This is a genomic window from Streptantibioticus silvisoli (assembly GCF_027947535.2).
GTDB classification, from domain to species: domain Bacteria; phylum Actinomycetota; class Actinomycetes; order Streptomycetales; family Streptomycetaceae; genus Streptantibioticus_C; species Streptantibioticus_C silvisoli.
In genome coordinates this window covers 107433-129776 of record NZ_JAAGKO020000013.1, presented here as the reverse complement: position 1 = coordinate 129776, position 22344 = coordinate 107433, and the positions used below count along the sequence as shown (strand labels likewise).

Sequence of the window (22344 nt, the reverse complement as noted above, 5' to 3'; positions counted from 1 at the left end):
GGGCCGGCGGCGCCGCGCCGAACGGGCGGTGCCCGGCGCGGCCCAGCGGAACGAACCCGCGCCGGGCCGTCGTGCTCGACGGGACGCGGAACGGGCGGGCCGGCCGGACGGACCTCCCCGGCCGGCCTACTGAACGCCCTCCGGGGTGGCGCCCACGACGGGCACCGCGTCGAGGGTGATGCGTTCGATCCCGGCGATGTCGTCCGCGCTCAGCTCGATGTCCGCCGCGGCGGCGCTGGCCTCGATGTTGGCGCTGCTGCGGGCGCCGACGATGGCCACGTGGACGCCGGGCCGGGCGAGCACCCAGGCGATGGCCAACTGGCTGACGGTGATGCCGCGCTCCTCGGCGAACTCCGTCAGCCGGCGCACGACCGCGAGGTTCCGCTTCAGGTCGTCACCGGTGAACGCGCTGGCCCTGCCGCGCCAGTCGCCGTCCTCGAAGACGGTCGTCTCGTCGAAGCGGCCGGTCAGCAGTCCGCTGGCCAGCGGACTGTACGCGAGCACGCCGATGCCGTGCTCGACGGTGTACGGCAGGACCTCGTCCTCGATGCCGCGCCGCAGCAGGTGGTACGGCGGCTGGAGCGTCTCGACCGGGCGCACGGCGGCGAACTCGGCCATCTGCCGGGCGTCGTAGTTGGAGACGCCGACGTGCCGGATCTTGCCGGCGTCGACGAGTGCCTGAAGGGCGCCGGCGGTCTCGGCGGCCGGGACGTTCGCGTCGGGCCAGTGCACCTGGTACAGGTCGATCGTCTCGACGCCCAGCGCGCGCAGACTCTGCTCCACCCCGTCCCGCAGGTAACGCGCCGAGGCGTCGCGGCCCTGTCCGCCGGGCAGGATACCGCCCTTGGTGGCGATGACGACGCTGTCGCGGTCCCCGGTGATCTCCGGGCGCAGCGCCATGCCGAGCACGCGTTCCGAGACACCGAAGCCGTAACCCTGGGCGGTGTCGAAGAAGTTGATGCCCAGCTCACGGGCGTGCCGGATCGCGGTGATGGCGGCGTCCTCGTCGAACGAGCCCCAGTCCCCGCCCAGTTGCCAGGTGCCGAAGGCGATCCGGGAGACGTCGAGACCGGTCATGCCGAGGGCGATGTGCTTCATGGTGTGGTGTTCCCTCCACCGACGGTGTGCTGTGATGCGTCTGCGCGTCGCGGGGCGAGACCGTCGCGGCGCCACGCTGCCCCCAGCCTGGTCCGTCGGCGGCCGGACGTCCAACAGAAGAATGCGAAGGCATTGAGCGCTTCGACTTCTGGATCCCGGAACAGCGGCCCTTCGGGCCCTCCGCGTCCGTGAATCGGCCACCGTCCCCCGGTCGGGATCGGCGGAGTTCCACCCGTCCGGGCGAGGGGGGTTGTTCCGCGGGGCGCGGGCGGGTGGCGTTCCGGCGTGGTGGGCGCGGCGTCCTGGGCGCCGGTGCGGTGCGGCGCGGCGGCAACGGGGCGCCCGGTGGGTGGCGGCTGGCGGCGCGGCGGCTGGCGGCGCGGCTTCCTGGGCACGGGTGGCGGACGGCGGCGCGGTACGGCGCGGCGCGGCGCGGTGGCTGACGGTGGCGCGGATCACGGACGCGGCCCCCGCCAGGGAAGAATCGTTTCCCGTCGGCGAAAGTGATTGATCCGGCAACCGCTGAGGCGTGAGACTCGGGCCATGACCGATGACGACCCGTACGCGTGGCTGGAAGACGTGACCGGTGAGACCGCACTGGCGTGGGTGCGGGCCCGGAGCGAGGAGACGACCGGCGCGCTCGCCACCGGCGACGCGTTCGACGCGATGCGGGAGCGGCTGCGGGAGGTGCTCGACGCCGAGGGCAAGATCCCGTACGTCACCCGGCGCGCCGGGTACCTGTACAACTTCTGGCGGGACGCGGCCCACCCGCGGGGCCTGTGGCGGCGCACCACGCTGGCGGAGTACCGCAAGGCCGAGCCGGCGTGGGACGTGGTGATCGACGTCGGCGAACTCGCCCGCGAGGACGGCGAGAACTGGGTGTGGCAGGGCGCGAGGACACTGCGTCCGGACCACCGGCGCGCGCTCGTCCACCTGTCGCGCGGCGGGTCCGACGCCGCCGTGGTCCGCGAGTACGACATGGACGAACGGCGTTTCGTGAGCGCCGCGGACGGCGGGTTCCGGCTTGAGGAGGCGGACAGCCGGGTGGCGTGGATCGACGCCGACCACCTCTACGTCGCCACCGACTTCGGCCCCGGCACCCTGACCGACTCCGGGTACCCCCGCGTGGTCAAGATGTGGACCCGCGGCACCCCGCTGGAGAAGGCCGAGACGGTCTTCGAGGGGCGGTCGACCGACATCATGGTGGTCGCCCACCACGACGCCACCCCCGGTTTCGAACGCGACTTCGTCAACCGTTCCACCGACTTCTGGCGCCGGGACCGCTACCTGCGCACGCCCGAGGGCCTGACCCGGGTCGACGTGCCCGAGGACGCGTCGGTGTCCGTGCACCGCGAATGGCTGCTGGTGCGCACCTGTTCGCCGTGGGCGACCGGCGGCACCGAGTACCCGGCCGGGGTGCTGCTGGCCACCGGATTCGACGCGTTCATGGCCGGTGAACGGGACTTCACCACCCTGTTCGCACCGGACGGCCGCAGTTCGCTGGAGGCCTACGGCTGGACCCGCGGCCATCTGCTGCTCACCGTGCTGCGGGACGTGCGCACCGAACTGATCGCCTTCACCCCGGCCGACGGCACCTGGAGCAGTGAGCCCCTGCCGGGCGCGCCGGGCCTGGACACGGCGACGATCACCGGTACCAGCCCCGACGAGGACGACGAGTTCCACCTCGTCACCAGCGGTTTCACCACCCCGCCCACCCTCAGCCGCGGCGTCGTCGGCGGGCAGACCGAGGTACTCAAGCGCGCCCCGGCGTTCTTCGACGCGAACGGGATCACCGTCGAGCAGCACTTCGCCACCTCCGACGACGGCACCCGCGTGCCGTACTTCGTGGTCGGCCCGCGCGACGGGCGGAGCGGCCGGACGCTGATGACCGGCTACGGCGGCTTCGAGGTATCCCGGCAGCCGGAGTACAACGCGGTCTTCGGCCGCGGCTGGCTGGAGCGCGGCGGAACCTTCGTCCTGGCCAACATCCGCGGCGGCGGCGAATACGGTCCCGAATGGCACACCCGGGCCATCAAGGCCGACCGCCACAAGGTCTACGAGGACTTCGCCGCCGTCGCCCGCGACCTCGTGCGGCGCGGCGTCTGCACCGCGAGCGAACTCGCCATCCAGGGCGGCAGCAACGGCGGACTGCTGATGGGCGTCATGCTCACCCGCTACCCGGAACTGTTCGGCGCCATCGCCTGCCAGGTGCCGCTGCTCGACATGAAGCGCTACCACAAGCTGCTGGCCGGCGCCTCCTGGACGGCCGAGTACGGCAACCCCGACATCCCGGAGGAGTGGGAGTGGCTGCGCGCCTACTCGCCGTACCACAACCTCGATCCCCAACGCGCCTACCCGCCCGTCCTGTTCGCCACCTCCACCCGCGACGACCGCGTCCACCCCGGCCACGCCCGCAAGATGGCCGCCGCGATGCTCGAACAGGGCCACCCCGTCCACTACTACGAGAACACCGAGGGCGGCCACAGCGGAGCGTCCAACAACGCCCAGAACGCGTTCCGTTGGGCTATGGTGCTTGATTTCCTCTGGCAGCGGACCGGGGCGTCCACCGGCGAAACGGGGGCCGCGTCCGCGGAAACGGGGGCCGCGTCCGCGGAAACCGGGTCCAAGGGGTGAGGGTGAGGGCGTCCTCGCTGTGAGTGCGGTGCCGGTGTTGCTGGCGGGGGCGGGGGCGGCGTCCCGGACGGGGGCGCGAGTGCTGCTGGCGGGGGCGGGGTCGGCGACCCGGGCGGGGGCGGCGTCGGCGTTGCTGGCGGGGGCGGGGTCGGCGACCCGGACGGGGGCGTTGCTGGCGGGGACGAGGGCGGCGTCCCGGGCGGGGTCGGCGTCGGCGTTGCTGGCGGGGGCGCCGTCGGAGGCGCGTCGGCGTGGACACGCGGGCACCCGGCGATCACGGAACGTCCGGGGCCGCCGGACGGCGCGCGGGGGTCGGCGCGATCCGGCCGGGTGATCCGGCGGCGGTCCGGCGGGGCTGCTGCCGTCGGGCGGTCCGGCGGGGCGGTCCGGCGGGACTGCTGCCGTGGCGCGAACCGGCGCCGCTGTCGTGGGGCTGTCCGCACGCCCGGGCCGGAGCGCACCGCCAGCTTCCGGAAGCGGCGCGGCCGAGGGGCGCGGCCAAGGGGCGCGGCGCGACCCAGGGGCAGAGGGGGCTGAAGGGCCCCGGGGCACGTTTCCGCGCCGCCGGTCTGCGGGGCGGGGCGCGGCGGCATAGCGTGGAGGGAGTGGTCCGGTCGGGACGGGTCTCCCGCCCGGTCGGGCGACGGGGGCCGGGGCCGCCCGGGCCGGCGAGAACGCGTCGGCGCACAGTCCCGGTAATCGCGGCGACGAAAGGCGGTGAGCGCGTGCGGGAAGCGGACCTACTGGTACGGCTGACCGGTGAACACCGCCGGACGGAGGCCCTGTTCGACCTCATGGCGGACTTCCCGCCGGGTGATCCCCGGCGCCGGGACCTGCTCGACGACATCCTGCTCGTCCTCGCCCGGCACGCCGAGGCGGAGGAGGGCTTCCTGTACCCGGCGGTACGCGCCTACCTGGACGACGGTGACCGGCTCGCCGACGCCAAACTGGCCGAGCATGCCGTGCTCAAGCGCCGGCTGGCCGACCTGGCGGTGCGCACGGACGGCGACCAGGCGTTCGACGACCTGACCGGCCAGCTGCGTACCTTCCTGGCCGCGCACACCGCGGACGAGGAGAACGAACTCTTCCCCCGCCTCGCCGCCGCCTGCCCGCCCGACCGGCTCGACGAGATCGGCCGCAAGGCCCGAGCGGCCGAGGCCGACGCCGACCGCGACCGCGGCTGACCAGCACCGACCGGCAGAGTACGCCGGGCCCGCCGAGCACGCCCCAGCAGCCGGAAGGCGGTCGGCCGATCGCCCCAGCGACAGAGCGTCCAACGCCTGCCGAGTACCCCATGCTCAAGCACCCCCGCCGACCGAGCCCCCGGACGGCAGCCGGGCCTCGCATGCCGACCGAGCCACGCAAGGCGGTGGTGCCCCGCACGGCGTCGAGCCCCACACGGCGGCCAAGCCCCGTACCGCGTCAGCCGCGGGCCAGGAAATTCTCCCGGGCGCGGACCACCAGCGCGGCGAAGTCGTCGTACGGCTCGGGGTCCTGGCCGTCGCCCGCCATCCACCAGTACGCGGTCCACTCATCGTTGCCCGCTATGTCGTCCGGGCTCAGCAGCCAGTAATCGCCGTCGGCCGGTCCCGAGATCAGCAAAGCCCGCTCGAGCATCTCGCTGTGCTCGGCGAAGTGGTCCATGTCCGGCATCGACCAGCTGGCCAGGAGCTCGGGCTCAAGGTCGCGGAACCACCCGATCCGCCCGACCGCAAGCAGTTCGGCCAGCGAGTCGGCGATCACGCCCCAGCCATCGCTGACCAGCAGGAAGTTCCGGTAACTCGGCGGCAGCCGTATCCCGAGGCGCCGCTCGGCGGCCAGGACCGCCGCCTCACCGGCCGGCCCGCCGCCCAGCCACCCGGTCTCCCGCTGGACGTCCGTGACGGACGAACGCCCCTCCTCCGTCGCCCTGCGCAGGTCGTCGGAGTTCAGGTACTCGCAGCTGTAGGCACGCAGGAATTCGCGCCACTCCAGGTCCGTCAACGGCGGGGCCGAGTTCATGACAGCGCTCCTTCAACGGGGGTCGATTTCAGCTGGGTCGATTTCAACCGAGCCGATGTCGACCAGGTCGATTCTCCAGGTCGATACGTTTCGATCGTACGGACGAGCACTGACATATCACCCCGACCCCGAGACCAGGTCGTCCGACCCCGAGACGCGGGAGTCGTCGGATCTCGAGACGCGGGAGTCGTCGGACCCGGCAGCCCGGGCGGTACGGGAACGGCACCGGGCTCGCCCGGAGCCGTCAGCGCTGCCGGGAGCACCCGGCGCCGCCCGAACAAGACCCTGACATCCAGCCCCGAATCCACTACGGGGACGTCCCCGACGAGCCCCTGAGGAAGATCGTGCGGCGGCTCGTTCGCACGGGCGATGAAGGGCCGCACGGCGGGACGGATGCTGGTTGCAGGCTTCCGGAAGGCGGGAGCCGACACGAGGTTCACGCCGTCGTCTTCGGCGTCCACGGCGCCCTGGTGACCGGACGAGCGGCGACGGTACGGCGACGAGAGCACGACAGACCAGAAGCACCATAAGAGACAAGAAGGGATTGGACCGTCATGAACACCCGTAGCCCGCACCCCGTCGTGCTGTCCGAGGAGAGCCTGAACCACCCGGGCGGTCCGGCTGCGTTCCGGAGCGCGAAACTGCTCGTCGGCGCCTACCTCGCCGTCAGTGTGCTCACCATGGCGGCCATCGTCGCGCTGCGCTCCGACGCGTCGCTGGTGAACAGCGCGGTGTGGATCAGGGGAAGCATCGTCGTCGTCAGCGCCTTGCTGCTGCTCGTCAGCGCCGTCCGCGCGGCCGCCGGTTCGCCCGGGGCGTACCGCAGACTGCGGGTTCTGTCCGCTGTCATGGTGGCGGCGATCGTGGCCGTCATCACGCTCCCCGGCGCCTTCCCGCTGTGGATGAAGATCGAACAGGGCGTCTGCGGACTCCTCCTCATATGCGTCGCCGTGATCGCCAACGGCAGGCAACTGCGATCGGCGTTCGCCACGAAGTAAGGACTCGCCCTGCGGAAACGGCTCGGCACGAGGTAAGAAGCTCACCAGAAGTGGGGGATCGTCCCGGCGCAGAGGTACGGATACGGGTTACGGGTACGCGACGGCGTTGGAGCGGGCTGCGGCGGCCCGGGCGCGGTGGTCGGGCGGGGCGCGGCGGTCGGGCGGGGCGCGGCGGTCGGGCGGGGTGCGGCGGTCGGGCGTCGCTGCCGCTTGGCTACCTGGTCGGGGCGGCCCGGCCGACCCAACCCCGCCCGGACGCCCCCAACGCGGCCCGGTCGCCCCCGGCCCGGCCCGGTCGGACCTACGCGGTCGCACCGGCCGACGGAGTCCGTCCCACCGGCCGGCGGATCACCGCTGGACGGACGGTGACGCGTCGCGCGTCCGGCGGGCCGGAACGGAATCCGGGGAGCCGAAGCGGGCCAGACAGTGCCAGACCTTCTTGAGGTCCTGGGGATCGTGGCGGGCGGTGCGAACGGCGTCGCCGATCACGCGCGGGTCGAGGCGGCCGTCGCGGGCGATGGCGGCGCCCAGGTCGACGATGTGCCGATCGCGGACGTCCCCCTGGCGGCGCAACCGGTCCACGGTCAGGTGGAAACCGGTGTGCCACTCGACGGGACAAGGCAGTTCGCCGGCGGCGGTCTCGACGGGCGTGCCGCGATAGCTCGGGTCGAGGACCAGTGCGTCCACGTCGCGGTCCAGCAGCACCGGGCCGTGGATCTGCGCCTCGACGTGGCCGTCCAGGGGGTCCAGCCCGTCGGCGTCGGCGAGCGCGACCAGGGCGCAGCGGTTCGCGACGCCGAACGCCGTCGGTCCGGTCGAGCTGTCCGGATAGCAGAACGTGGCCCGGGTGAGAGTCGAGGCGTTGAGCCGAAAGTACGACGACCCGAACCGGGGAGCTCCGCCGGCCGTGGCGGCGCGGTGGTTCAACGCGCCGTAGACAGAGCGCTCGTGAGGGGAGGCATGGTCATAGGCGCCGCCGAAGATGCGGGACTCCCACCGGTGGCGATCGCCGCCCGGGTGAGCGGTCAGACCGCCGTTGCCGGTACCCGTGACGAACTGCGAGTAGGAGACACCGTCCCGGGCCATCCGCCGCAGAACGGGCACACCGCCGGCCGCCCGGTCCGGATGGAAGTTCATGGTCAGCCGCCACCGGGGGTCGAGCGGTTCCCCGGACGATACGGCCGCGACGTAACGCATCGCCCTGTCCCGCGCCGAGCGACCGACGCCGTCGTCATCCGTCCCCGCCATTCCCGTCAACTCCGGCCTCCGCCATCTCCGCAGTCTGCACGAGCCCGCCGCGGATCGTGGACCACTTTTTTCGCCCCCGGCTTCCCTGTCCACAGGTGGCCCGTCAACGGATTCCAGCCCCGCCCCAGGTCCGGTGTGGGCACACGGCCGGCCTCTCCAACCCTCGATTTCACCCCGGCGCGTCACCCCGGCCCGTCACCCGCCCCGGGGAACCTTGACCTTGACCTCGGGTGAAGCCGGAGCATCGGTGGCACCGGGCGGACCGCCCGCGCGACGGTCGACGTCGCCGCCCTGACCTGGGATTACGGCTTCGTTCCGTCGGACGCTGCTGCTGGAAGGACGACACCGCCATGACCTGTCCGCTCACCCCTCCCCCGGGCATGCGCCGCGCCGCGCTGTCCGACGCGGGACTCCGGCGCGACGGCAACCAGGACGTCGCGTTCGCCGGGTGCCGTCTGCTCGTGGTCGCCGACGGGTTCGGGCTCGACGGTGCCCGGGCGGCGGCCGCCGCGGTCGGGGCGCTGACGCCGTTGGAGGACGATGGCGTGCCGACCGCGGACCCGCTCGGCGCGCTCTCCGGTGCCGTCGATCGTGCCGGACGGGCGGTGGACGAGGTCGCCGGCTCCAGCGCGGACCCGGACGGCGTCGGAACCACCCTGACGGCGTTGCTGTGGACGGGCTCGCGGCTGGCGTTGGCACACGTCGGCGACACGCGGGCCTACCTGCTGCGGGACGGACTGCTGACGCGGCTCACCGAGGACCACTCGATGGTGCGGGAGCTGACGGACGCCGGCCGCCTCACTCCGGAGGAAGCGCTCGCCCATCCTCAACGCGCCCTGCTGACAAAGGCGTTGACCCGTAACGTGCGCAACACCCCTGACACGGTCGACGTCCGCGCGTTGGACGTCCGGTCCGGGGACCGTTACCTGCTGTGCTCCGACGGCCTGTGGGCGGCGGTGCCGGAAGCGGGCATCAGTCGCGTGCTGTCCACCACCGCAGACCCGAGGGAGGCGGTCCGCTCGCTGGTCGACCTGGCCAACGCCGCCGGCGGACCGGACAACGTCAGCTGCGTGGTCGCCGACTTCGGTGATCGGACATCGTAAGGACAGCTTGAACCATGTCGCGTGCCGCCGGTTCCGGGTGGGAGCGGACGGCGGAGGTCGGCGAAGGGGAACGGTGTCGGGCGCGGCCCCAACGTCTCGGTACATCCGTGCGGACGGGGGTGTGCCCCCGGAAGGGATCGTTCCGGCGGATCGTCGTCCGCCCGCACGGATGGCGCGTCACGCGTCGTCACATGCGGCGGCCGTGGTGGGGTACGGGAACGACAGTGACACCCTCTCAACCGAAAGGCCCTATCCCGTGGTCAAGACGCTGCTCATCCTGCTCTGCCTCGTGCTGCCGTGGCTGGCTGTGCTGATCAAGGAAGGCCCGAGCCTGCGAGTGCTGTGGGCCTTCCTCCTCCAGTTGTGCGGCCACGTTCCCGGCGTCATCTACGGCATCTACCGCGTCGTCCAGGACTGAGGCCGGGTCGTCCGGGCGGCGCCCGCCGACGAGCGGGTCGCGATCCGGGCGTCCGGTCCGCCGACGGCCGGGTACAACGCGCGGACATGGCGGCCGTTCGGTGAGGCGCGGAGGCGCAGCCCCGCCGCCGAAGGCATCCCTCACCCGACGGGCTGACCGTCCCCCGAGGCGCCCGTTCACCGCGAACCGCCCCCCGGATCACCCCCGGGAACACCGTTCCCCGCCCCCGCCAGCCGTCACTGACCCGTCACTCGCTCAGCCGCCGCCCGCCCCGCCATCCACCACTCACGCACTCGTCGACTCGCTCAGCTCGCGCCAGCGGGCGTCGGATTCGGCGCGGGCGGTTTCCGCTGCGGCGGCGTGGGCCACGGCGTCGCGGCCGAGGAGCAGGCGGCGCGGGGGCTCGGGCAGGTCGAGCAGGGACAGCAGGACCTGGGCGACCTTGGCCGGGTCGCTGCTGCCGGGGGTGGCGACGCCGCCCCGGAGCATCCCGGCGACGCGGCCCACCGTCTGCTCGTAGGGGGCGCTGACCGGCGGGATGTCCATCGAGGAGCCGGCCCAGTCGGTGGGCATGCCGCCGGGTTCGATCGTGGTGACGTGGATGCCGAGCGGCGCGACCTCCGTGGCGAGGACGTCGGAGAATCCGCCGACGGCCCACTTCGCCGCCTGGTACGCCGAAAGGCCCGGGGTGGCGACGCGGCCGCCGACGGAGGAGATCTGGATGATGTGGCCCTTTCCGCTCTCCCGCAGGACGGGCAGAGCGGCCTTGGTCACGTTGACGACGCCGAACAGGTTGGTGTCCACCTGGGCGCGGAAGTCGTCCAGGGTGACGTCCTCGACGGAGGCGGTGTTGGCGTAGCCGGCGTTGTTGACGACGGTGTCGAGTCCGCCGAAGGCGTCGACGGCGAGCCGGACGGCGGCGCGGGCGGCCTCGGGATCGGTCACGTCGAGGACGGCGGTGCGCAGGGTGTCGGGGTGGCGGGCGGCGAGGTCCGCGAGGGCGTCGGTCCTGCGGGCGGTGGCCACCACGCGGTGCCCGGCCGCCAGCGCGGCCTCGGTGACGGCACGGCCGAGGCCGCGCGAGCTGCCGGTGACGAGCAGGATGTGGCTCATACGATCCCACTTTCTGGCTGATTCGGGTGAGGTACGGCTGATTCGGGTGACGATGGGCGCCCGCGCTTTCTAACCGTTTAGTTGACAGTAGGAGCAGCCGTCAGCGCTGTCAACTATCTGGTTAGTCGGCCGTTCGGTACGATGTCGGCATGGCCGGAGACGCAAGCGCGACGCGACGGCGGCTGCTGGACGCGGCCGCGGCGGAGTTCGCCACGTACGGGATCGCCGGGGCGCGGGTGGACCGGATCGCGGCAGCAGCCCGCAGCAACAAGGCGCAGATCTACCACTACTACGGCAGCAAGGACGGCCTGTTCGAGGCGGTCTTCGACGAACTCGTGGTCGAGACCGTCGCCAACGCGCCGATCGACGCGCACGACCTGCCGGAGTACGCGGGCCGGCTCTTCGACGGTTACGCGGCCGACCCGACCACGGTGCGGCTGGCGACCTGGTACCGCCTGGAGCACCCGTCCGGCGAGCCGCCGGCCACCGTGACGCGCAGCATGCGGCACAAGATCGACGCCATCGCCCGCGCCCAGGCGGACGGCGTGCTGCCGACCCGGTTCACCGCCGCCGAACTGCTGGCGCTGGTTCTCAACACCGCCTGCCTGTGGGCCGCCGCCGGCCCGGAACTGACCGCGCACGTCGACGACGTCACCACCGCCCGCCGCCGCCAGGTCGTCGTGGACGCCGTCCGCCTGCTGCTCGCGGATTGACGCGACGGGGTTTGACGCGACGGGCTCTGGCACGACGGGCGTTGACGTGAGAAGTGCTGGCGCGACGGGCGTTCAGGTGGCGAGGGCCAGCAGGACGAACGCGGCGGCCCACGCCCGGTACCCCGCGGGTTGCGGGCCGCGACCCCGCCCGCTCCCGTCAACCGGCCCGCGCTCCGTCACCCGAACCGGTGCCAGCCAGCCGTCCCCGCTCGCCGACACCCGCTCCCCGGCCCCCGCTGCCCGCCGGCCGGCCCGGCGCCTATCAGCCGAACAGCGACTGGGCCAGGGCGACGCCCACGTAGGCCGTGCCGAGGCCGGCGACGACGCTGACGACGGCGTTGGCGGCGGCGAAGTACTTGGCGCCGGTCTCGGCCAGCCGGAGGGTCTCGAAGGAGAACGTGGAGTAGGTGCTCAAGGTGGCGCACAGCCCGGGACCGATGAGGTGCTGGACGGCCTGCGGCACGGTGGTGGCCGTGGCCGCGCCGGTGAGCAGCCCGAGCCCGGCGCAGGCGGCCAGGTTGACCCCGAACGTGCCCCAGGGGAAGACGGTGTCGTGGCGGGACTGCACGGCGCGGTCGGTCAGATAGCGCAGCGGCGCGCCGACGACGGCACCGATCAGAACCATGACCCAGGTCATGCCCGGCCCTCCTGTCCGGTGGGGCTTCCGGTCGCCGGTTCGCCGGCGGTGCCCGCGGACCGCGGGCGGACCACGAGGCGGGTGAGGCCGACGGTGGTCCATATCGCGGCCAGCGCGGCGGTGAGCGTGGCGGCCAGGTAGAGCAGCGCGGTGCCGCCGTGGCCGTTCTCCAGCAGGCGGTGGGCGTCGAGGATGTAGGAGGAGAAGGTGGTGTAACCGCCCAGGACGCCGGTGCCGAGGAAGGGCCTGACCAGCGGGTGGACGGTGAGGCGTTCGGTGATCAGCACCATCAGCACGCCCATCGCGGCGCAGCCGGTGACGTTGATCAGGAACGTGGTCCACGGGAAGCCGGTCGCCGGGGTCGGCCAGATCAACGTGGCGCCGTAGCGGGCGAACGCGCCGAGGACGCCGCCGGCGGCGATGACGAGCAGGATGTCGGCCTGTTCGCGGCGCGGAGTGCGGCCGGGCTTGTGCGGCAGGGGTGCCACCGCGGTGTCCGGGTCGGCCGGCTCCGCCTTCCACCCGGTCGGCGGACTGTCCCCGGCGGGCGGGTTCTTCGGGTCTTCGCAGGCCATACGTCAGGCTCCTACCTGATCGTCCGGAACCGCGCGCAGGCGCGCGGAAAGGTCAGGTAGGGACCGTTGGCGGCGTTGCTGCCGCGGTTCGGGGACGGCGGGCCCCACCGCCGCACGGCCGCCCAGCGGGCCACCGTACGGTCAGCCTAACGGGTCGGGCGCGTTCCCCCGCCCGTTGCCCCGCCGCAGCGAGGCAACGGGCAACCGGATCAGAGGTGTTGGCGTTTCAGCCGGTGGTCGTGAGCCGTTCGTGCGGGATGCGTTCGCCGGCCTCGACGGCGACGGGGAGGCGGTTGCCGTCGGGGGGCAGGGGGCAGGTGGCCAGGTCGGTGTAGGCGCAGGGCAGGTTGGTGGCGCGGTTGAAGTCGATCAGGACCCGGCCGGAGTCGTCGGGGGCGGCGATGGACACCGAACGGTTGGCCGCGTAGGTCGTGACGCCGGAGGTGGCGTCGGTGAACAGCACGTGGAGGCTGCCGGGTGCGGCGCCATTGAAGGCGGATAGCCGGTACGTGGCACCCTCCAGCTCGAACTCGACCTGGCCCGGCGCGTCGTAGACGTGCTGGAGTCCTTCGACGGCGGCGCCCACCGTGACCGCGCGGGGCGTGTCGAACGGGACGTAGCGGCCGGTCACCGCCCAGCGCGGGTCGGGGGCGTAGGCGGGGGTGGCCGGGTGCTCCAGGCGCAGGGCGTTGTCGGGGTGCCGGGGGCGGAGGATGTCATGGCCGCCGCGCCGGGCGACCTCGACGACCGCCCGGCCGGCCACCGCGTTGACGCCGGACCGCTCGGGCAGGACGCCGAAGGCGTGGCGGCCGCTGACCTCGGTGCCGTCGACGGTCAGCCGTTCGCCGTCGGCGAGTTCGACCACGACGCCGTCATCTCCGGTGGACCAGGCGCCGGGCGCGTCGGGGAAACGGGTGGGCTCCGCGTCGAGCCAGCGCAGGCTGGTGACGGCGAGGAAGCCGTGCGGGTCGGTGAGGGCGGCCTCACGTCGCGCGTGCCATTCCTCCCACTGCCGGGTGAACTCCGCGGGGTCGGTGTCCTGGACGGTCATCTGGAAAACGTCCTTTCGCTGCCGGGCGGCCGGCGCGGTCAGAGGGTGGGGCGGTCAGAGGGTGGCGGCCGGGTTGACCCGGGAGGTGGTGATCCCGATGTCGCCGACGCCCCACTTGTCGAAGATCTTCCGGTAGTCCCCGTCGGCGATGAGCTTGTTGACCGCGTCGCTCAGCGGCTTGCTCAGCGGCGAGCCCTTCCTGGTCACGAAGCCGACCGGCGTCGAGCTGATCTGGCCGAGGAAGGTGGTGTTCGGCACGTGCGTGGAGTCGTACTTCAGGCTGAGCGTGGGGCCGAAGTAGACGTCGACCTTGCCGTTGGCCAGGCCGAGGAAGATCGGCGCGCTGTCGGTGAAGTACTGCACGGTGTACGGGCGTTTGCCGGCCCTGGCGCACCGGGCGGCGCCCCGGGTGAGGATCTGCTGGAACGTCGAGCCGGGCGAGGTGGCCACCGTCAGGCCGCACAGGTCGGTGAGGTCGCGGACGGCCTTCAGCTTGAGGCCGCTCGCGCCGAGGAAGGCCTGCCCGTCGTTGAGGTACGTGGCGAAGTCGACGACCTTCTCACGGTCCGCGGTGACGCCGAAGTTGTCCTGCCCGACGTCGTAACGGCCGTTCTGCACACCGGGAATGACGGTGGGAAAGGTGCCGTTCTGCACCTTCCAGGTGATGCCGAGCACCTTGGCGACGGCGTTGCGCAGGTCGACGTCGAGGCCGACGGTCCGGCCGTCCGGGGTCTCGCCGGAGTGCGGGAGGGTGGAGGTGCCGGGGCTGAGCGTGGTGCCGAGGGTCAGGGCGCCGGCCGCGCGGACGGACGCGGGCAGTTCGGCCCGCAGCGCGGGGTCGGCGCGGACGGCGGAGACGACGTCCCGCGTCGGGATGGCGGTGGCCGGCGCCTTGCCCGCCGCGGCACCGGTGGCCGGGCTGCCGCCGGAGCCGCCGGACGCCCCGCACGCCGCGAGCAGCACGAGGGCACCGGAGGTGAGCACGGCCGCCGGCAGGCGGGAACGGCGGCGGGCGGGCGGATTCGTGCTGGTCACGGGGTGCCTCTCAGCGGATCGCGGGGACGGGGACGGGCACGTGCCCGACGGGACGGGTTCGGGGTGCGGCCGGTCCGGGACCGTAGGGGGTCGAGGGCGGTGCGGCCGGTCCGGGAGCGATGGAGTGGATTCGGGTGCGGTGGCGGCGCGTGCGGTGGCTGCGGGGTGCGGTGGGCGTGGCGGATCACAGGACCGCGGACAGGAACGCGCGGGCCCGGTCGTGGCGGGGCGTGGTCAGGACGTGGGCGGGTGGGCCGGACTCCACGACGCGCCCGGCGTCGAGGAAGACCACGGTGTCGGCAGCCTCCCGGGCGAAGCCGATCTCGTGGGTGACGACGAGCATCGTCATGCCGTCGGCGGCCAGATCCTTCATGACGGCGAGCACCTCGCCGACGAGTTCCGGGTCGAGGGCGCTGGTGGGTTCGTCGAACAGCATCAGCCGCGGTTCCATCGCGAGCGCGCGGGCGATGGCGACGCGCTGGCGCTGGCCGCCCGACAGTTGACGCGGATAGCTGTCCTGCCGGCCAGCCAGGCCGACGCGGTCGAGGAGTTCGCGGGCCCGGTCGGCGGCCTGGCGCCTCGGCAGACCGCGGACGGCGACCGGCGCCTCGGTGATGTTGTCCAGGACGGTCAGGTGCGGGAAGAGGTTGAACTGCTGGAAGACCATGCCGATGCCGGCCCGTTGGCGGGTCAGCGCCCGGGGCCGCAGTGCGTGCAGCCGGCCGCCGCGCGGGCGGTGGCCGATGATCCGGCCGTCGACCTCGACGTATCCGGCGTCCGGGCTCTCCAGATGGTTGACGCAGCGCAGCAGGGTGGACTTGCCGGAGCCGGAGGGGCCCAGCAGCACGGTCACCTCGCCCTCGCGGACGTCGAGGTCGACGCCGTGCAGGACCTGGTGGGTCCCGAAGCTCTTGGACAGGCCCCGGATGCGGACCAGCGGCCGGTCGGTGGCGGTCATGACAGACCCGCCAGGTCGGTGCGGACCTGTCCGAACAGCGGCGCGTTGCCGCGAACGGTCCGCCAGAAGCCGCGCCGGCCGGCCCGGCCGCCGTCGTTGCCGCGCGCGTAGTACCGCTCGGTGTAGTACTGGCCGATCGACAGCAGGGTGGTCAGGACGACGTACCAGATGGTGGCCACCAGCAGCAGCGGCATGATCAGGTAGTTCTGGTTGTAGATCAGCTGCACCGAGTACAGCAGGTCCTGGACGGCGATGACGCTGACGATGGAGGTCGCCTTCAGCATGCCGATGAGCATGTTGCCGCTGGCGGGGATGATCGCCGGCATCGCCTGCGGCAGCACGATCCGCCGGAAGACGCGGACCCGCCCGAGTCCGAGGGCCTGGGCCGCCTCGGACTGCCCGGGGTCGACCGACAGGATGCCGCCGCGGATGATCTCGGCGGAGAACGCGGCCACGTCGAGGGTCAGGCCGACGAACGCGGCGAGCACCCCGGAGAACAGGTGCGCGGTGCGTACCGTCACGAACTCCCGCCCGAAGGGCACGCCGAGCGACAACTCCGGGTAGAGCGAGGCGAGTTCGTACCAGAACAGCAGCTGGACCAGCGGGGGGACCGAGCGGATCAGCCACACGTAGCCGAAGCTGAGGCCGCGCAGGACGGGGTTGGCGGACAGCCGCATGGCGGCGATGCCGACGCCGAGGACGTAGCCGCAGACCATGACGGCGGCGGTGAGCCACAGGGTGAGTTCCAGGCCGTGCAGGACCGAGGCGCTGAGGAAGTAACGGCCCACCACGCCCCACTGGAAACGGCTGTTGGTCAGCAGGGTGTGGACCAGCATGGCGGCGAGCACCAGCAGGACGGCCGCCGACACCCACTGGCCGGGGTGGCGTGCCGGCACCCGCCGGGCGGTGAGCAGCGGGTCGGCGGCCGCGTCGGGCTGCGGGGTGGCGGACGGCGACGGCACGGCGGGAGTGGCGGACGTCGCGGACGTCGCGGACGTCGCCGGGGGGAGGGGCGGACCTGTCATGTCTCGTGCTTCCCGTCCTGTTCGGGTGAGCGGCGGGCGTCAGGTGATCGTGCGGGCGTGGTCGTGCGGGGAGCCGGGGCACGGCGGAGCCACAGCCGGGCCCGGACGGCACATGGGCGACGGCGGGGACGGCGGTCGGAACTGCGGGCGGGCACACCGGCGGGCGCACCGGACCGGCGCGTCGCGGGGTGCTCGCGGCACCGGGTGGGTCGGGGTGGGGAGAGGTTGCTCAGCGGGCGGGGGCCGGCGCCGGACACAGCGCGCTGCTGACCCGGAGCAGGTCGACGTGGCGCCGGGCGACCCGGGACCGGAAGGCGCCGGCCGGGAGCGATATGCGGCGGGTGTGCCGTGCGCGCATGTCGTCCTCCAACTGGTCCGGGCCCCGCGGGGCTTCGCGCTGACGGGGTGTCGGGCCCCGCCGGGTCGTCACCTGGAGCACCCCGCCGCGGGAGAGGGGGTTGCCGGTCAGCAAGCCAGGGCTTGACGCTGACACTCGTCACCGGCGCTCACGTTAACCGCTCGAATAGCGGGAGACAATCCCCGGTGCGTGTGACCGGGATCGCCGCGCCGAATTCCCGCCGGTCACCGTTGGGATGACAATCTGTCCGCGCAATGGCGGCGTTCATGTTCCCGCAACATTTTCATCTTCCCGCAACACGGGAGGCATTGTGTGTGCGGGCGCGGCGTGGTTATCGTTGCCGGAGGCCATGACAGTCGCCAGCGGCTGTGCGAAGGGGGTGGCGGTGATGAGCGGGACGTCCAGGCGTACCGAGCGTACCGGCGCCGGTTCCTGCCGGCCCCAACTGCGGGCGTTCTCCCGCCGGCACATCGATCTCCAGCGGGTCGCCGGCGCGCTGTGTCCGGCGTGCCGAAGCGCGGCGGCGTAGCACTTCCGGTTCACCGCGGGCGCTGCCATTCCTCACCACCGGGGCCCTGGCCGGCTCGGGCCCGGCTGCCGGCCGGACCGGCGTTCCGGTTTTCCCGCGATCTTTTCCGTACGGCGTCCACGGTATTCGGTCCGCCGGGCGAAAGACCTGCCCGCATTCACGGTACGGCGCGATCGCGATGCCGCACGTCCGCATCGGATTCCGAATTCGTTTCAGCAGGAAGTGGTATTTCCCCATGCCTTCATCGCCTTCGCCGGTCCGGCTCGCCGTCGCGCTCGACGGCGCGGGGCGGCATCCCGCCGCCTGGCGTGAACCCGGCGCGCGGCCACGCGAGTTGCTCACCGCCGGGTACTGGGCCGCACTGGTGGCGGAGGCCGAGAACGGGCTGCTGGACTTCGTGACGATCGAGGACTCGCTGGGGCTGCGCCCGGCGGGCGAGACCGGTGCGGCCGGCCGGCCCGACCGGGTGCGCGGGCGGCTGGACGCGGTGCTCGTCGCGTCCCGGGTGGCGCCGCTGACGTCGCACATCGGACTGGTGCCGACGGCGGTGGTCACCCACACCGAGCCGTTCCACGTGTCCAAGGCGATCGCCACGCTGGACTACGTCAGCGGCGGGCGGGCCGGGGTGCGGGTGAAGGTCTCGCTCGATCCCGCGGACGCGGCGCTGTTCGGGCGGCGTACCGTTCCGCCGCTCGGCGCCGGGCAGGCGGGGACCGCGGCCGGTCCGGTGCTGGAGGAGTTCTTCGAGGAGGCGGCCGACTGGATCGAGGTGGTGCGGCGGCTGTGGGACAGCTGGGAGGACGACGCGGTGATCCGCGACGTGGCGACCGGCCGCTTCGTGGACCGCGGCAAGCTGCACTACGTCGACTTCGAGGGCGACCACTTCCGGGTCCGGGGCCCGTCGATCACCCCGCGCCCGCCGCAGGGGCAGCCGCCGGTGGCGGCGCTGGGACATCAGGCCGTGCCGTACCGGCTGATCGGCCGGTCCACCGACATCGGCTTCGTCACCCCGCACGACGACCGGCGGGCGGCCGCGATCGTGACCGCCGTGCGGGAGGAGCAGGCCGCCGCCGGGCGGGAGTCGCAGACCGTGCACGTCTTCGGCGACCTGGTGGTGGTGCTCGGCGACACCGAGCGGGAGGCCGCCGAGCGCCGGGAGCGGCTGGACGCGCTGGACGGCGCCGCCTTCTCCCCCGACGCCTACGTCTTCGCCGGCACCGCCGCCCAGCTGGCCGACCTGATCCAGGCGTGGCAGGGGGCCGGGCTGACCGGTTTCCGGCTGCACCCGGCCGTCCTGCCCCACGACCTGGAGCGGATCACCCGGCAGCTGGTGCCCGAACTCCAGCGCCGGGGCGCGTTCCGCACCGCCTACGAGGCGGACACCCTGCGCGGCCTGCTGGGCCTGCCGCGTCCCGCCAACCGCTACGCGGCCGCCTGAGTGCCGACCCGGAGGACCACGCCCGTCATGAGTGAGAACGCCAAGCAGATACACCTGGCCGCGCACTTCCCCGGGGTGAACAACACCACCGTGTGGAGCGACCCGGCCTCCGGCAGCCAGATCGACTTCAGCTCCTTCGTCCACCTCGCGCGTACCGCGGAACGGGCCAAGTTCGACTTCCTGTTCCTCGCCGAGGGACTGCGGCTGCGCGAGCAGAACGGGCAGATCTACGACCTCGACGTCGTCGGGCGGCCCGACACCTTCACCGTGCTGGCCGCGCTGGCCGCGGTGACCGACAAGCTGGGGCTGGCCGGGACGATCAACTCCACGTTCAACGAACCGTACGAGGTGGCACGGCAGTTCGCGACGCTGGACCACCTGTCGGCCGGGCGGGCGGCGTGGAACGTGGTGACGTCCTGGGACGAGTTCACCGGTGAGAACTTCCGCCGCGGCGGCTACCTCGCGCAGCCGGACCGCTACGAGCGGGCCCGGCAGTTCCTGGCCGCCACCCAGGTGCTGTTCGACTCCTGGCGCGGTGACGAGGTGGTCGCGGACCAGGGCTCCGGCGTCTTCCTCGGCGATCCGGACGCCGGCGCCTTCGACCACCACGTCAGCCAGTTCGACATCACCGGGCAGTTCAACGTGCCGCGCTCCCCGCAGGGGCGGCCGGTGATCTTCCAGGCCGGCGACTCCGAGGAGGGCCGCGAGTTCGCCGCCTCGGCCGCCGACGCCATCTTCACCCGGCACGGCACCCTGGAGGCCGGCCGGGCCTTCTACGCCGACGTCAAGGGCCGGCTGGCGCGTTACGGCCGTTCCCCCGACGAGCTGAAGATCCTGCCGGGGGTCACCTTCGTGCTGGGCGCCACCGACGCCGAGGCCCGCGAACGGGCGCACGTGATCCGCCACCAGCAGGTCAGCGGGCAGACCGCGATCAAGCTGCTCGAACAGCTGTGGAACCGCGACCTGAGCGGCTACGACCCGGACGGCCCGCTGCCGTCCGTCGACCCGCTGGCCGGCGAGAACACCGTGGCCCGCGGCCGGGCCAGCGTGCGCATGCACCGCGACCCGCTCGCCACCGCCGCCGAGTGGCGGGCGCTGGCCGAGGCCAAGCAGCTGTCGATCCGCGAGCTGATCATCGAGGTCTCCGGCCGCCAGTCGTTCATCGGCACCCCGGCGGCCGTGGCCGCCTCGCTCAACGAGTTCGTGCAGACCGACGCCAGCGACGGCTTCATCCTCGTGCCGCACCTGACGCCGGGCGGCCTCGACGAGTTCGCCGACACCGTGGTGCCGCTGCTCCAGGAGCGCGGCGTCTTCCGCACCGAGTACGCGGGCGACACTCTGCGCGACCACCTCGGCCTCGGGGCGCCGCGCGGCCCGCGTGACGGCGCGGTGGTGACCCGGTGAGGTCCGCGGTGGCACCCGGCGGCGGGCCGGGCGAGCGGTGAACCGGCCGGGCGGCGGGGGGCGGCGGTGACGGAACGCACGGTGGTGGTGGTCGGCGCCGGGCCGCGGGCCACCGGACTGCTGGAGCGGATGGCCGCCGGCGCGGCCGAACTGTGGAGCGGCCGGCCGCTGCGCGTCCACCTGGTCGACCCCTGTCCGCCGGGCCCCGGGCGGGTGTGGCGGATGGACCAGTCGCCGCTGCTGCGGATGAACTCGATGGCGGAGGACGTCACGATGTTCACCGACGACAGCTCGACGGTCGAGGGACCGGTGCGCCCGGGGCCGTCGCTGGCCGATTGGGCGGCGCAGTTCGCCGGGCGGGCGCCGCGCTGGGAGCCGTACGAGGAACCGCCGTCCGACGTGCGCGAGGAACTGGCCGGGCTCGCCCCGACCGACTTCGCCACCCGGCGGGCGCAGAGCGCCTACCTGGACTGGGTCTACCGCCGGGTGCTGGCCGACCTGCCGGACACCGTCCGGGTCGAGCACCATCCGACGACCGCCACCTGCGTCACCGGCTCGCCCGGCGGGCGGCAGTCGGTGTGGCTGGCCGGCGAGGTGATGCCGCTGACGGCGGATCTGGTGGTCCTCGCCCAGGGGCACCTGCGGTCGGTACCGGCCCCCGAGCACGAGGCGCTGGCGGAGTTCGCGCAGGCCCACGGGCTGTTCCACCTGCCGCCCGAGTACTCCTGCGACGCGCGGCTGGGTGATCTGGCGCCCGGGGAGGAGGTGATACTGCGCGGCATGGGGCTGGCCTTCGTCGACCTGGTGGTCCTGCTGACCGAGGGCCGCGGCGGCGCCTACCGTGAGGAGGCGGACGGGTCGCTGACCTATCTGCCGTCGGGCAAGGAGCCGGTGATTCACGCCGGTTCGCGGCGCGGCGTGCCGTACCACGCGAAGACCGGCTACCGGTTGGGCGGTCCGCGGCCGCCGCTGCCGCGCTACTTCGGCCCGCCGCAGGCCCGGCGGCTGCGGGCCGGCGGCGATCCGCTGGACCTGCGCCGCGACCTGTGGCCGCTGATGGCCAAGGAGATCGGGTTCGGCCACTACCACGAGCTGTTCCACGCCCATCCGGAACGCACCGCGCTGGACTGGCCGCGGTTCCTGGCCGACTACGACCGGCTCGACTGGTACGCGCCGGGGATGGCGGACCTGGTGGCCCGCGCGGTGCCGGCCGCCGGTGACCGGCTGGACTTCGAGGCGCTCGACCATCCGCTGGCCGGGCGGGTGTTCGATTCGGCGGCCGACTTCCAGCGGTACCTGCGCGCGTACGTCTCCCACGACGTCGACCGGCGCGAGGACGAGGCATACAGCGCGGACCTCGGGGCGTTCCTCGGACTGCTGTCGGTCTACGGGCAGTTGCCGGGGTTCCTGGCCGGCGGCCGGATCGCGGCGCGGTCCGCGGCGCGCGAGCTGGACGGCTGGTGGCACGGCTTCTTCAGCTTCCTCGCCTCCGGCCCGCCGGGCTTTCGGCTGCGCCAGTTGCAGGCGCTGTCGCGCGCCGGGGTGGTGCGTTTCCTCGGCGCGGACCTGCGGGTGGCGGCGGACGAGGGGGGCGGGGTGTTCGTGGCGAGCAGCGCGACGGTGCCGGGGCACTCGGTGCGGGCCACGGCGCTCATCGAGGCGTACCTGCCGCGCGCGTCGCTGGAGCGGACCGCGGATCCGCTGCTGCGCGGCCTGTGGGAGGCCGGCGAACTCACCGAGGAGGTCATCGGCGACCGGACCGGCACCCACCGCTCCGGGCTGATCACCATCGCGCCGGACGGCCGGATCGTCGATCCGTCGGCCGGCGGCCCGCACCCGCGGCGGATCGCGCTGGGGGCGCCCACCAACAGCCGCGCGGTGGCGGCCTTCGCCCGCCCTCGCACCGACGCGCCCGCCTTCCGCCAGAACGACGCCGCCGCCCGCCTCATCCTGCGAACGCTGGCCTGAGGTTTTCCGGGGGCGGCGTCACGGTCGCGGCGGCGTCACG

21 protein-coding genes and 1 riboswitch are annotated in these 22344 nt (G+C 73.3%); of the genes, 10 read left to right on the top strand and 11 right to left on the bottom strand.

The window, feature by feature from the left end:
- Nucleotides 1-126 precede the first annotated feature (126 nt).
- Nucleotides 127-1098 (bottom strand): aldo/keto reductase, encoded by a 972-nt coding sequence (locus POF43_RS11915; RefSeq protein WP_271323969.1) that lies wholly within the window; start codon nt 1096-1098, stop codon nt 127-129.
- A gap of 543 nt (nt 1099-1641) precedes the next feature.
- On the opposite strand from POF43_RS11915, the gene POF43_RS11910 reads away from it, so the two are divergent.
- Entirely contained in the window at nt 1642-3732 is a 2091-nt protein-coding gene (locus tag POF43_RS11910) for a prolyl oligopeptidase family serine peptidase (protein WP_271323968.1), read from the top strand.
- A gap of 725 nt (nt 3733-4457) precedes the next feature.
- Complete coding sequence (locus tag POF43_RS11905) at nt 4458-4916, top strand: hemerythrin domain-containing protein (protein WP_271325546.1); 459 nt, start codon at nt 4458-4460, stop codon at nt 4914-4916.
- A 238-nt stretch (nt 4917-5154) separates the two neighbouring features.
- Here POF43_RS11905 and POF43_RS11900 read toward each other — a convergent pair whose 3' ends face one another.
- A complete protein-coding gene (locus POF43_RS11900; protein ID WP_271325547.1) occupies nt 5155-5733 on the bottom strand; it encodes an SMI1/KNR4 family protein in 579 nt (192 codons plus the stop codon).
- 554 nt (nt 5734-6287) lie between these two features.
- On the opposite strand from POF43_RS11900, the gene POF43_RS11895 reads away from it, so the two are divergent.
- Nucleotides 6288-6731 carry a hypothetical protein gene (locus POF43_RS11895; RefSeq protein ID WP_271325548.1) on the top strand — a complete coding sequence of 148 codons (444 nt, stop codon included), beginning with the start codon at nt 6288-6290 and terminating at the stop codon, nt 6729-6731.
- Nucleotides 6732-7079: 348 nt separating this feature from the next.
- On the opposite strand, the gene POF43_RS11890 is transcribed toward POF43_RS11895, so the two are convergent.
- On the bottom strand, nt 7080-7928 hold the full coding sequence (locus tag POF43_RS11890; protein WP_271325598.1) for a DUF3626 domain-containing protein: 849 nt from the start codon (nt 7926-7928) through the stop codon (nt 7080-7082).
- A gap of 401 nt (nt 7929-8329) precedes the next feature.
- On the opposite strand from POF43_RS11890, the gene POF43_RS11885 reads away from it, so the two are divergent.
- The gene (locus tag POF43_RS11885; protein ID WP_271325597.1) at nt 8330-9082 is read left to right on the top strand and encodes a PP2C family protein-serine/threonine phosphatase; all 753 of its coding nucleotides are present in this window, start codon (nt 8330-8332) and stop codon (nt 9080-9082) included.
- A 256-nt stretch (nt 9083-9338) separates the two neighbouring features.
- The gene (locus tag POF43_RS11880; protein ID WP_271318595.1) at nt 9339-9500 is read left to right on the top strand and encodes a YqaE/Pmp3 family membrane protein; all 162 of its coding nucleotides are present in this window, start codon (nt 9339-9341) and stop codon (nt 9498-9500) included.
- Nucleotides 9501-9785: 285 nt separating this feature from the next.
- On the opposite strand, the gene POF43_RS11875 is transcribed toward POF43_RS11880, so the two are convergent.
- Entirely contained in the window at nt 9786-10613 is an 828-nt protein-coding gene (locus POF43_RS11875; RefSeq protein ID WP_271325445.1) for an SDR family NAD(P)-dependent oxidoreductase, read from the bottom strand.
- Between the two features lie 149 nt (nt 10614-10762).
- On the opposite strand from POF43_RS11875, the gene POF43_RS11870 reads away from it, so the two are divergent.
- The gene (locus POF43_RS11870; RefSeq protein WP_271316907.1) at nt 10763-11326 is read left to right on the top strand and encodes a TetR/AcrR family transcriptional regulator; all 564 of its coding nucleotides are present in this window, start codon (nt 10763-10765) and stop codon (nt 11324-11326) included.
- A 262-nt stretch (nt 11327-11588) separates the two neighbouring features.
- Here the strand turns inward: POF43_RS11870 and POF43_RS11865 are convergent, their stop codons facing one another.
- From POF43_RS11865 to POF43_RS11835, 7 genes are all read right to left on the bottom strand, one after another.
- Nucleotides 11589-11963: a fluoride efflux transporter FluC gene (locus POF43_RS11865; protein WP_271316906.1), complete on the bottom strand. Its 375-nt coding sequence runs from the start codon at nt 11961-11963 to the stop codon at nt 11589-11591.
- Nucleotides 11960-12538 carry a fluoride efflux transporter FluC gene (locus POF43_RS11860; RefSeq protein ID WP_271325444.1) on the bottom strand — a complete coding sequence of 193 codons (579 nt, stop codon included), beginning with the start codon at nt 12536-12538 and terminating at the stop codon, nt 11960-11962. Before POF43_RS11860 ends, POF43_RS11865 begins: the two co-directional genes overlap by 4 nt.
- Before the next feature lie 226 nt (nt 12539-12764).
- On the bottom strand, nt 12765-13589 hold the full coding sequence (locus tag POF43_RS11855) for a DUF1684 domain-containing protein (protein WP_282704546.1): 825 nt from the start codon (nt 13587-13589) through the stop codon (nt 12765-12767).
- 54 nt (nt 13590-13643) lie between these two features.
- Nucleotides 13644-14624, bottom strand: a complete 981-nt coding sequence (locus POF43_RS11850; protein ID WP_271325403.1) for an ABC transporter substrate-binding protein — start codon at nt 14622-14624, stop codon at nt 13644-13646.
- Between the two features lie 184 nt (nt 14625-14808).
- Nucleotides 14809-15582 (bottom strand): amino acid ABC transporter ATP-binding protein, encoded by a 774-nt coding sequence (locus POF43_RS11845; protein ID WP_271318541.1) that lies wholly within the window; start codon nt 15580-15582, stop codon nt 14809-14811.
- Nucleotides 15579-16607 (bottom strand): amino acid ABC transporter permease, encoded by a 1029-nt coding sequence (locus POF43_RS11840; protein WP_303659345.1) that lies wholly within the window; start codon nt 16605-16607, stop codon nt 15579-15581. Before POF43_RS11840 ends, POF43_RS11845 begins: the two co-directional genes overlap by 4 nt.
- Before the next feature lie 229 nt (nt 16608-16836).
- Complete coding sequence (locus tag POF43_RS11835; RefSeq protein ID WP_282704545.1) at nt 16837-16965, bottom strand: putative leader peptide; 129 nt, start codon at nt 16963-16965, stop codon at nt 16837-16839.
- A 31-nt stretch (nt 16966-16996) separates the two neighbouring features.
- A riboswitch (SAM riboswitch) is annotated at nt 16997-17108 on the bottom strand.
- Nucleotides 17109-17200: 92 nt separating this feature from the next.
- Here POF43_RS11835 and POF43_RS35130 point away from each other — a divergent pair.
- The 4 genes from POF43_RS35130 (at nt 17201) to POF43_RS11820 (ending at nt 22304) form a co-directional block, all read left to right on the top strand.
- The gene (locus POF43_RS35130; protein ID WP_372515967.1) at nt 17201-17494 is read left to right on the top strand and encodes a putative leader peptide; all 294 of its coding nucleotides are present in this window, start codon (nt 17201-17203) and stop codon (nt 17492-17494) included.
- 235 nt (nt 17495-17729) lie between these two features.
- Nucleotides 17730-18932 (top strand): LLM class flavin-dependent oxidoreductase, encoded by a 1203-nt coding sequence (locus tag POF43_RS11830; RefSeq protein ID WP_271324770.1) that lies wholly within the window; start codon nt 17730-17732, stop codon nt 18930-18932.
- A gap of 27 nt (nt 18933-18959) precedes the next feature.
- A complete protein-coding gene (locus tag POF43_RS11825) occupies nt 18960-20336 on the top strand; it encodes an NtaA/DmoA family FMN-dependent monooxygenase (protein WP_271312849.1) in 1377 nt (458 codons plus the stop codon).
- Nucleotides 20337-20402: 66 nt separating this feature from the next.
- On the top strand, nt 20403-22304 hold the full coding sequence (locus POF43_RS11820) for an FAD/NAD(P)-binding protein (RefSeq protein WP_271324769.1): 1902 nt from the start codon (nt 20403-20405) through the stop codon (nt 22302-22304).
- Nucleotides 22305-22344 lie beyond the last annotated feature (40 nt).

Excerpts from the sequence above, each read along its gene's own strand:
- POF43_RS11890 (WP_271325598.1), bottom strand. The coding sequence starts at position 7,928 with ATGCGTTACGTCGCGGCCGTATCGTCCGGGGAACCGCTCGACCCCCGG.
- POF43_RS11915 (WP_271323969.1), bottom strand. The coding sequence starts at position 1,098 with ATGAAGCACATCGCCCTCGGCATGACCGGTCTCGACGTCTCCCGGATC.
- POF43_RS11900 (WP_271325547.1), bottom strand. The coding sequence starts at position 5,733 with ATGAACTCGGCCCCGCCGTTGACGGACCTGGAGTGGCGCGAATTCCTG.
- POF43_RS11885 (WP_271325597.1), top strand. The coding sequence starts at position 8,330 with ATGACCTGTCCGCTCACCCCTCCCCCGGGCATGCGCCGCGCCGCGCTG.
- POF43_RS11865 (WP_271316906.1), bottom strand. The coding sequence starts at position 11,963 with ATGACCTGGGTCATGGTTCTGATCGGTGCCGTCGTCGGCGCGCCGCTG.
- POF43_RS11840 (WP_303659345.1), bottom strand. The coding sequence starts at position 16,607 with ATGACAGGTCCGCCCCTCCCCCCGGCGACGTCCGCGACGTCCGCGACG.
- POF43_RS11860 (WP_271325444.1), bottom strand. The coding sequence starts at position 12,538 with ATGGCCTGCGAAGACCCGAAGAACCCGCCCGCCGGGGACAGTCCGCCG.
- POF43_RS11830 (WP_271324770.1), top strand. The coding sequence starts at position 17,730 with ATGCCTTCATCGCCTTCGCCGGTCCGGCTCGCCGTCGCGCTCGACGGC.
- POF43_RS11875 (WP_271325445.1), bottom strand. The coding sequence starts at position 10,613 with ATGAGCCACATCCTGCTCGTCACCGGCAGCTCGCGCGGCCTCGGCCGT.
- POF43_RS35130 (WP_372515967.1), top strand. The coding sequence starts at position 17,201 with ATGACAATCTGTCCGCGCAATGGCGGCGTTCATGTTCCCGCAACATTT.
- POF43_RS11855 (WP_282704546.1), bottom strand. The coding sequence starts at position 13,589 with ATGACCGTCCAGGACACCGACCCCGCGGAGTTCACCCGGCAGTGGGAG.
- POF43_RS11845 (WP_271318541.1), bottom strand. The coding sequence starts at position 15,582 with ATGACCGCCACCGACCGGCCGCTGGTCCGCATCCGGGGCCTGTCCAAG.
- POF43_RS11825 (WP_271312849.1), top strand. The coding sequence starts at position 18,960 with ATGAGTGAGAACGCCAAGCAGATACACCTGGCCGCGCACTTCCCCGGG.
- POF43_RS11835 (WP_282704545.1), bottom strand. The coding sequence starts at position 16,965 with ATGCGCGCACGGCACACCCGCCGCATATCGCTCCCGGCCGGCGCCTTC.
- POF43_RS11895 (WP_271325548.1), top strand. The coding sequence starts at position 6,288 with ATGAACACCCGTAGCCCGCACCCCGTCGTGCTGTCCGAGGAGAGCCTG.
- POF43_RS11870 (WP_271316907.1), top strand. The coding sequence starts at position 10,763 with ATGGCCGGAGACGCAAGCGCGACGCGACGGCGGCTGCTGGACGCGGCC.
- POF43_RS11910 (WP_271323968.1), top strand. The coding sequence starts at position 1,642 with ATGACCGATGACGACCCGTACGCGTGGCTGGAAGACGTGACCGGTGAG.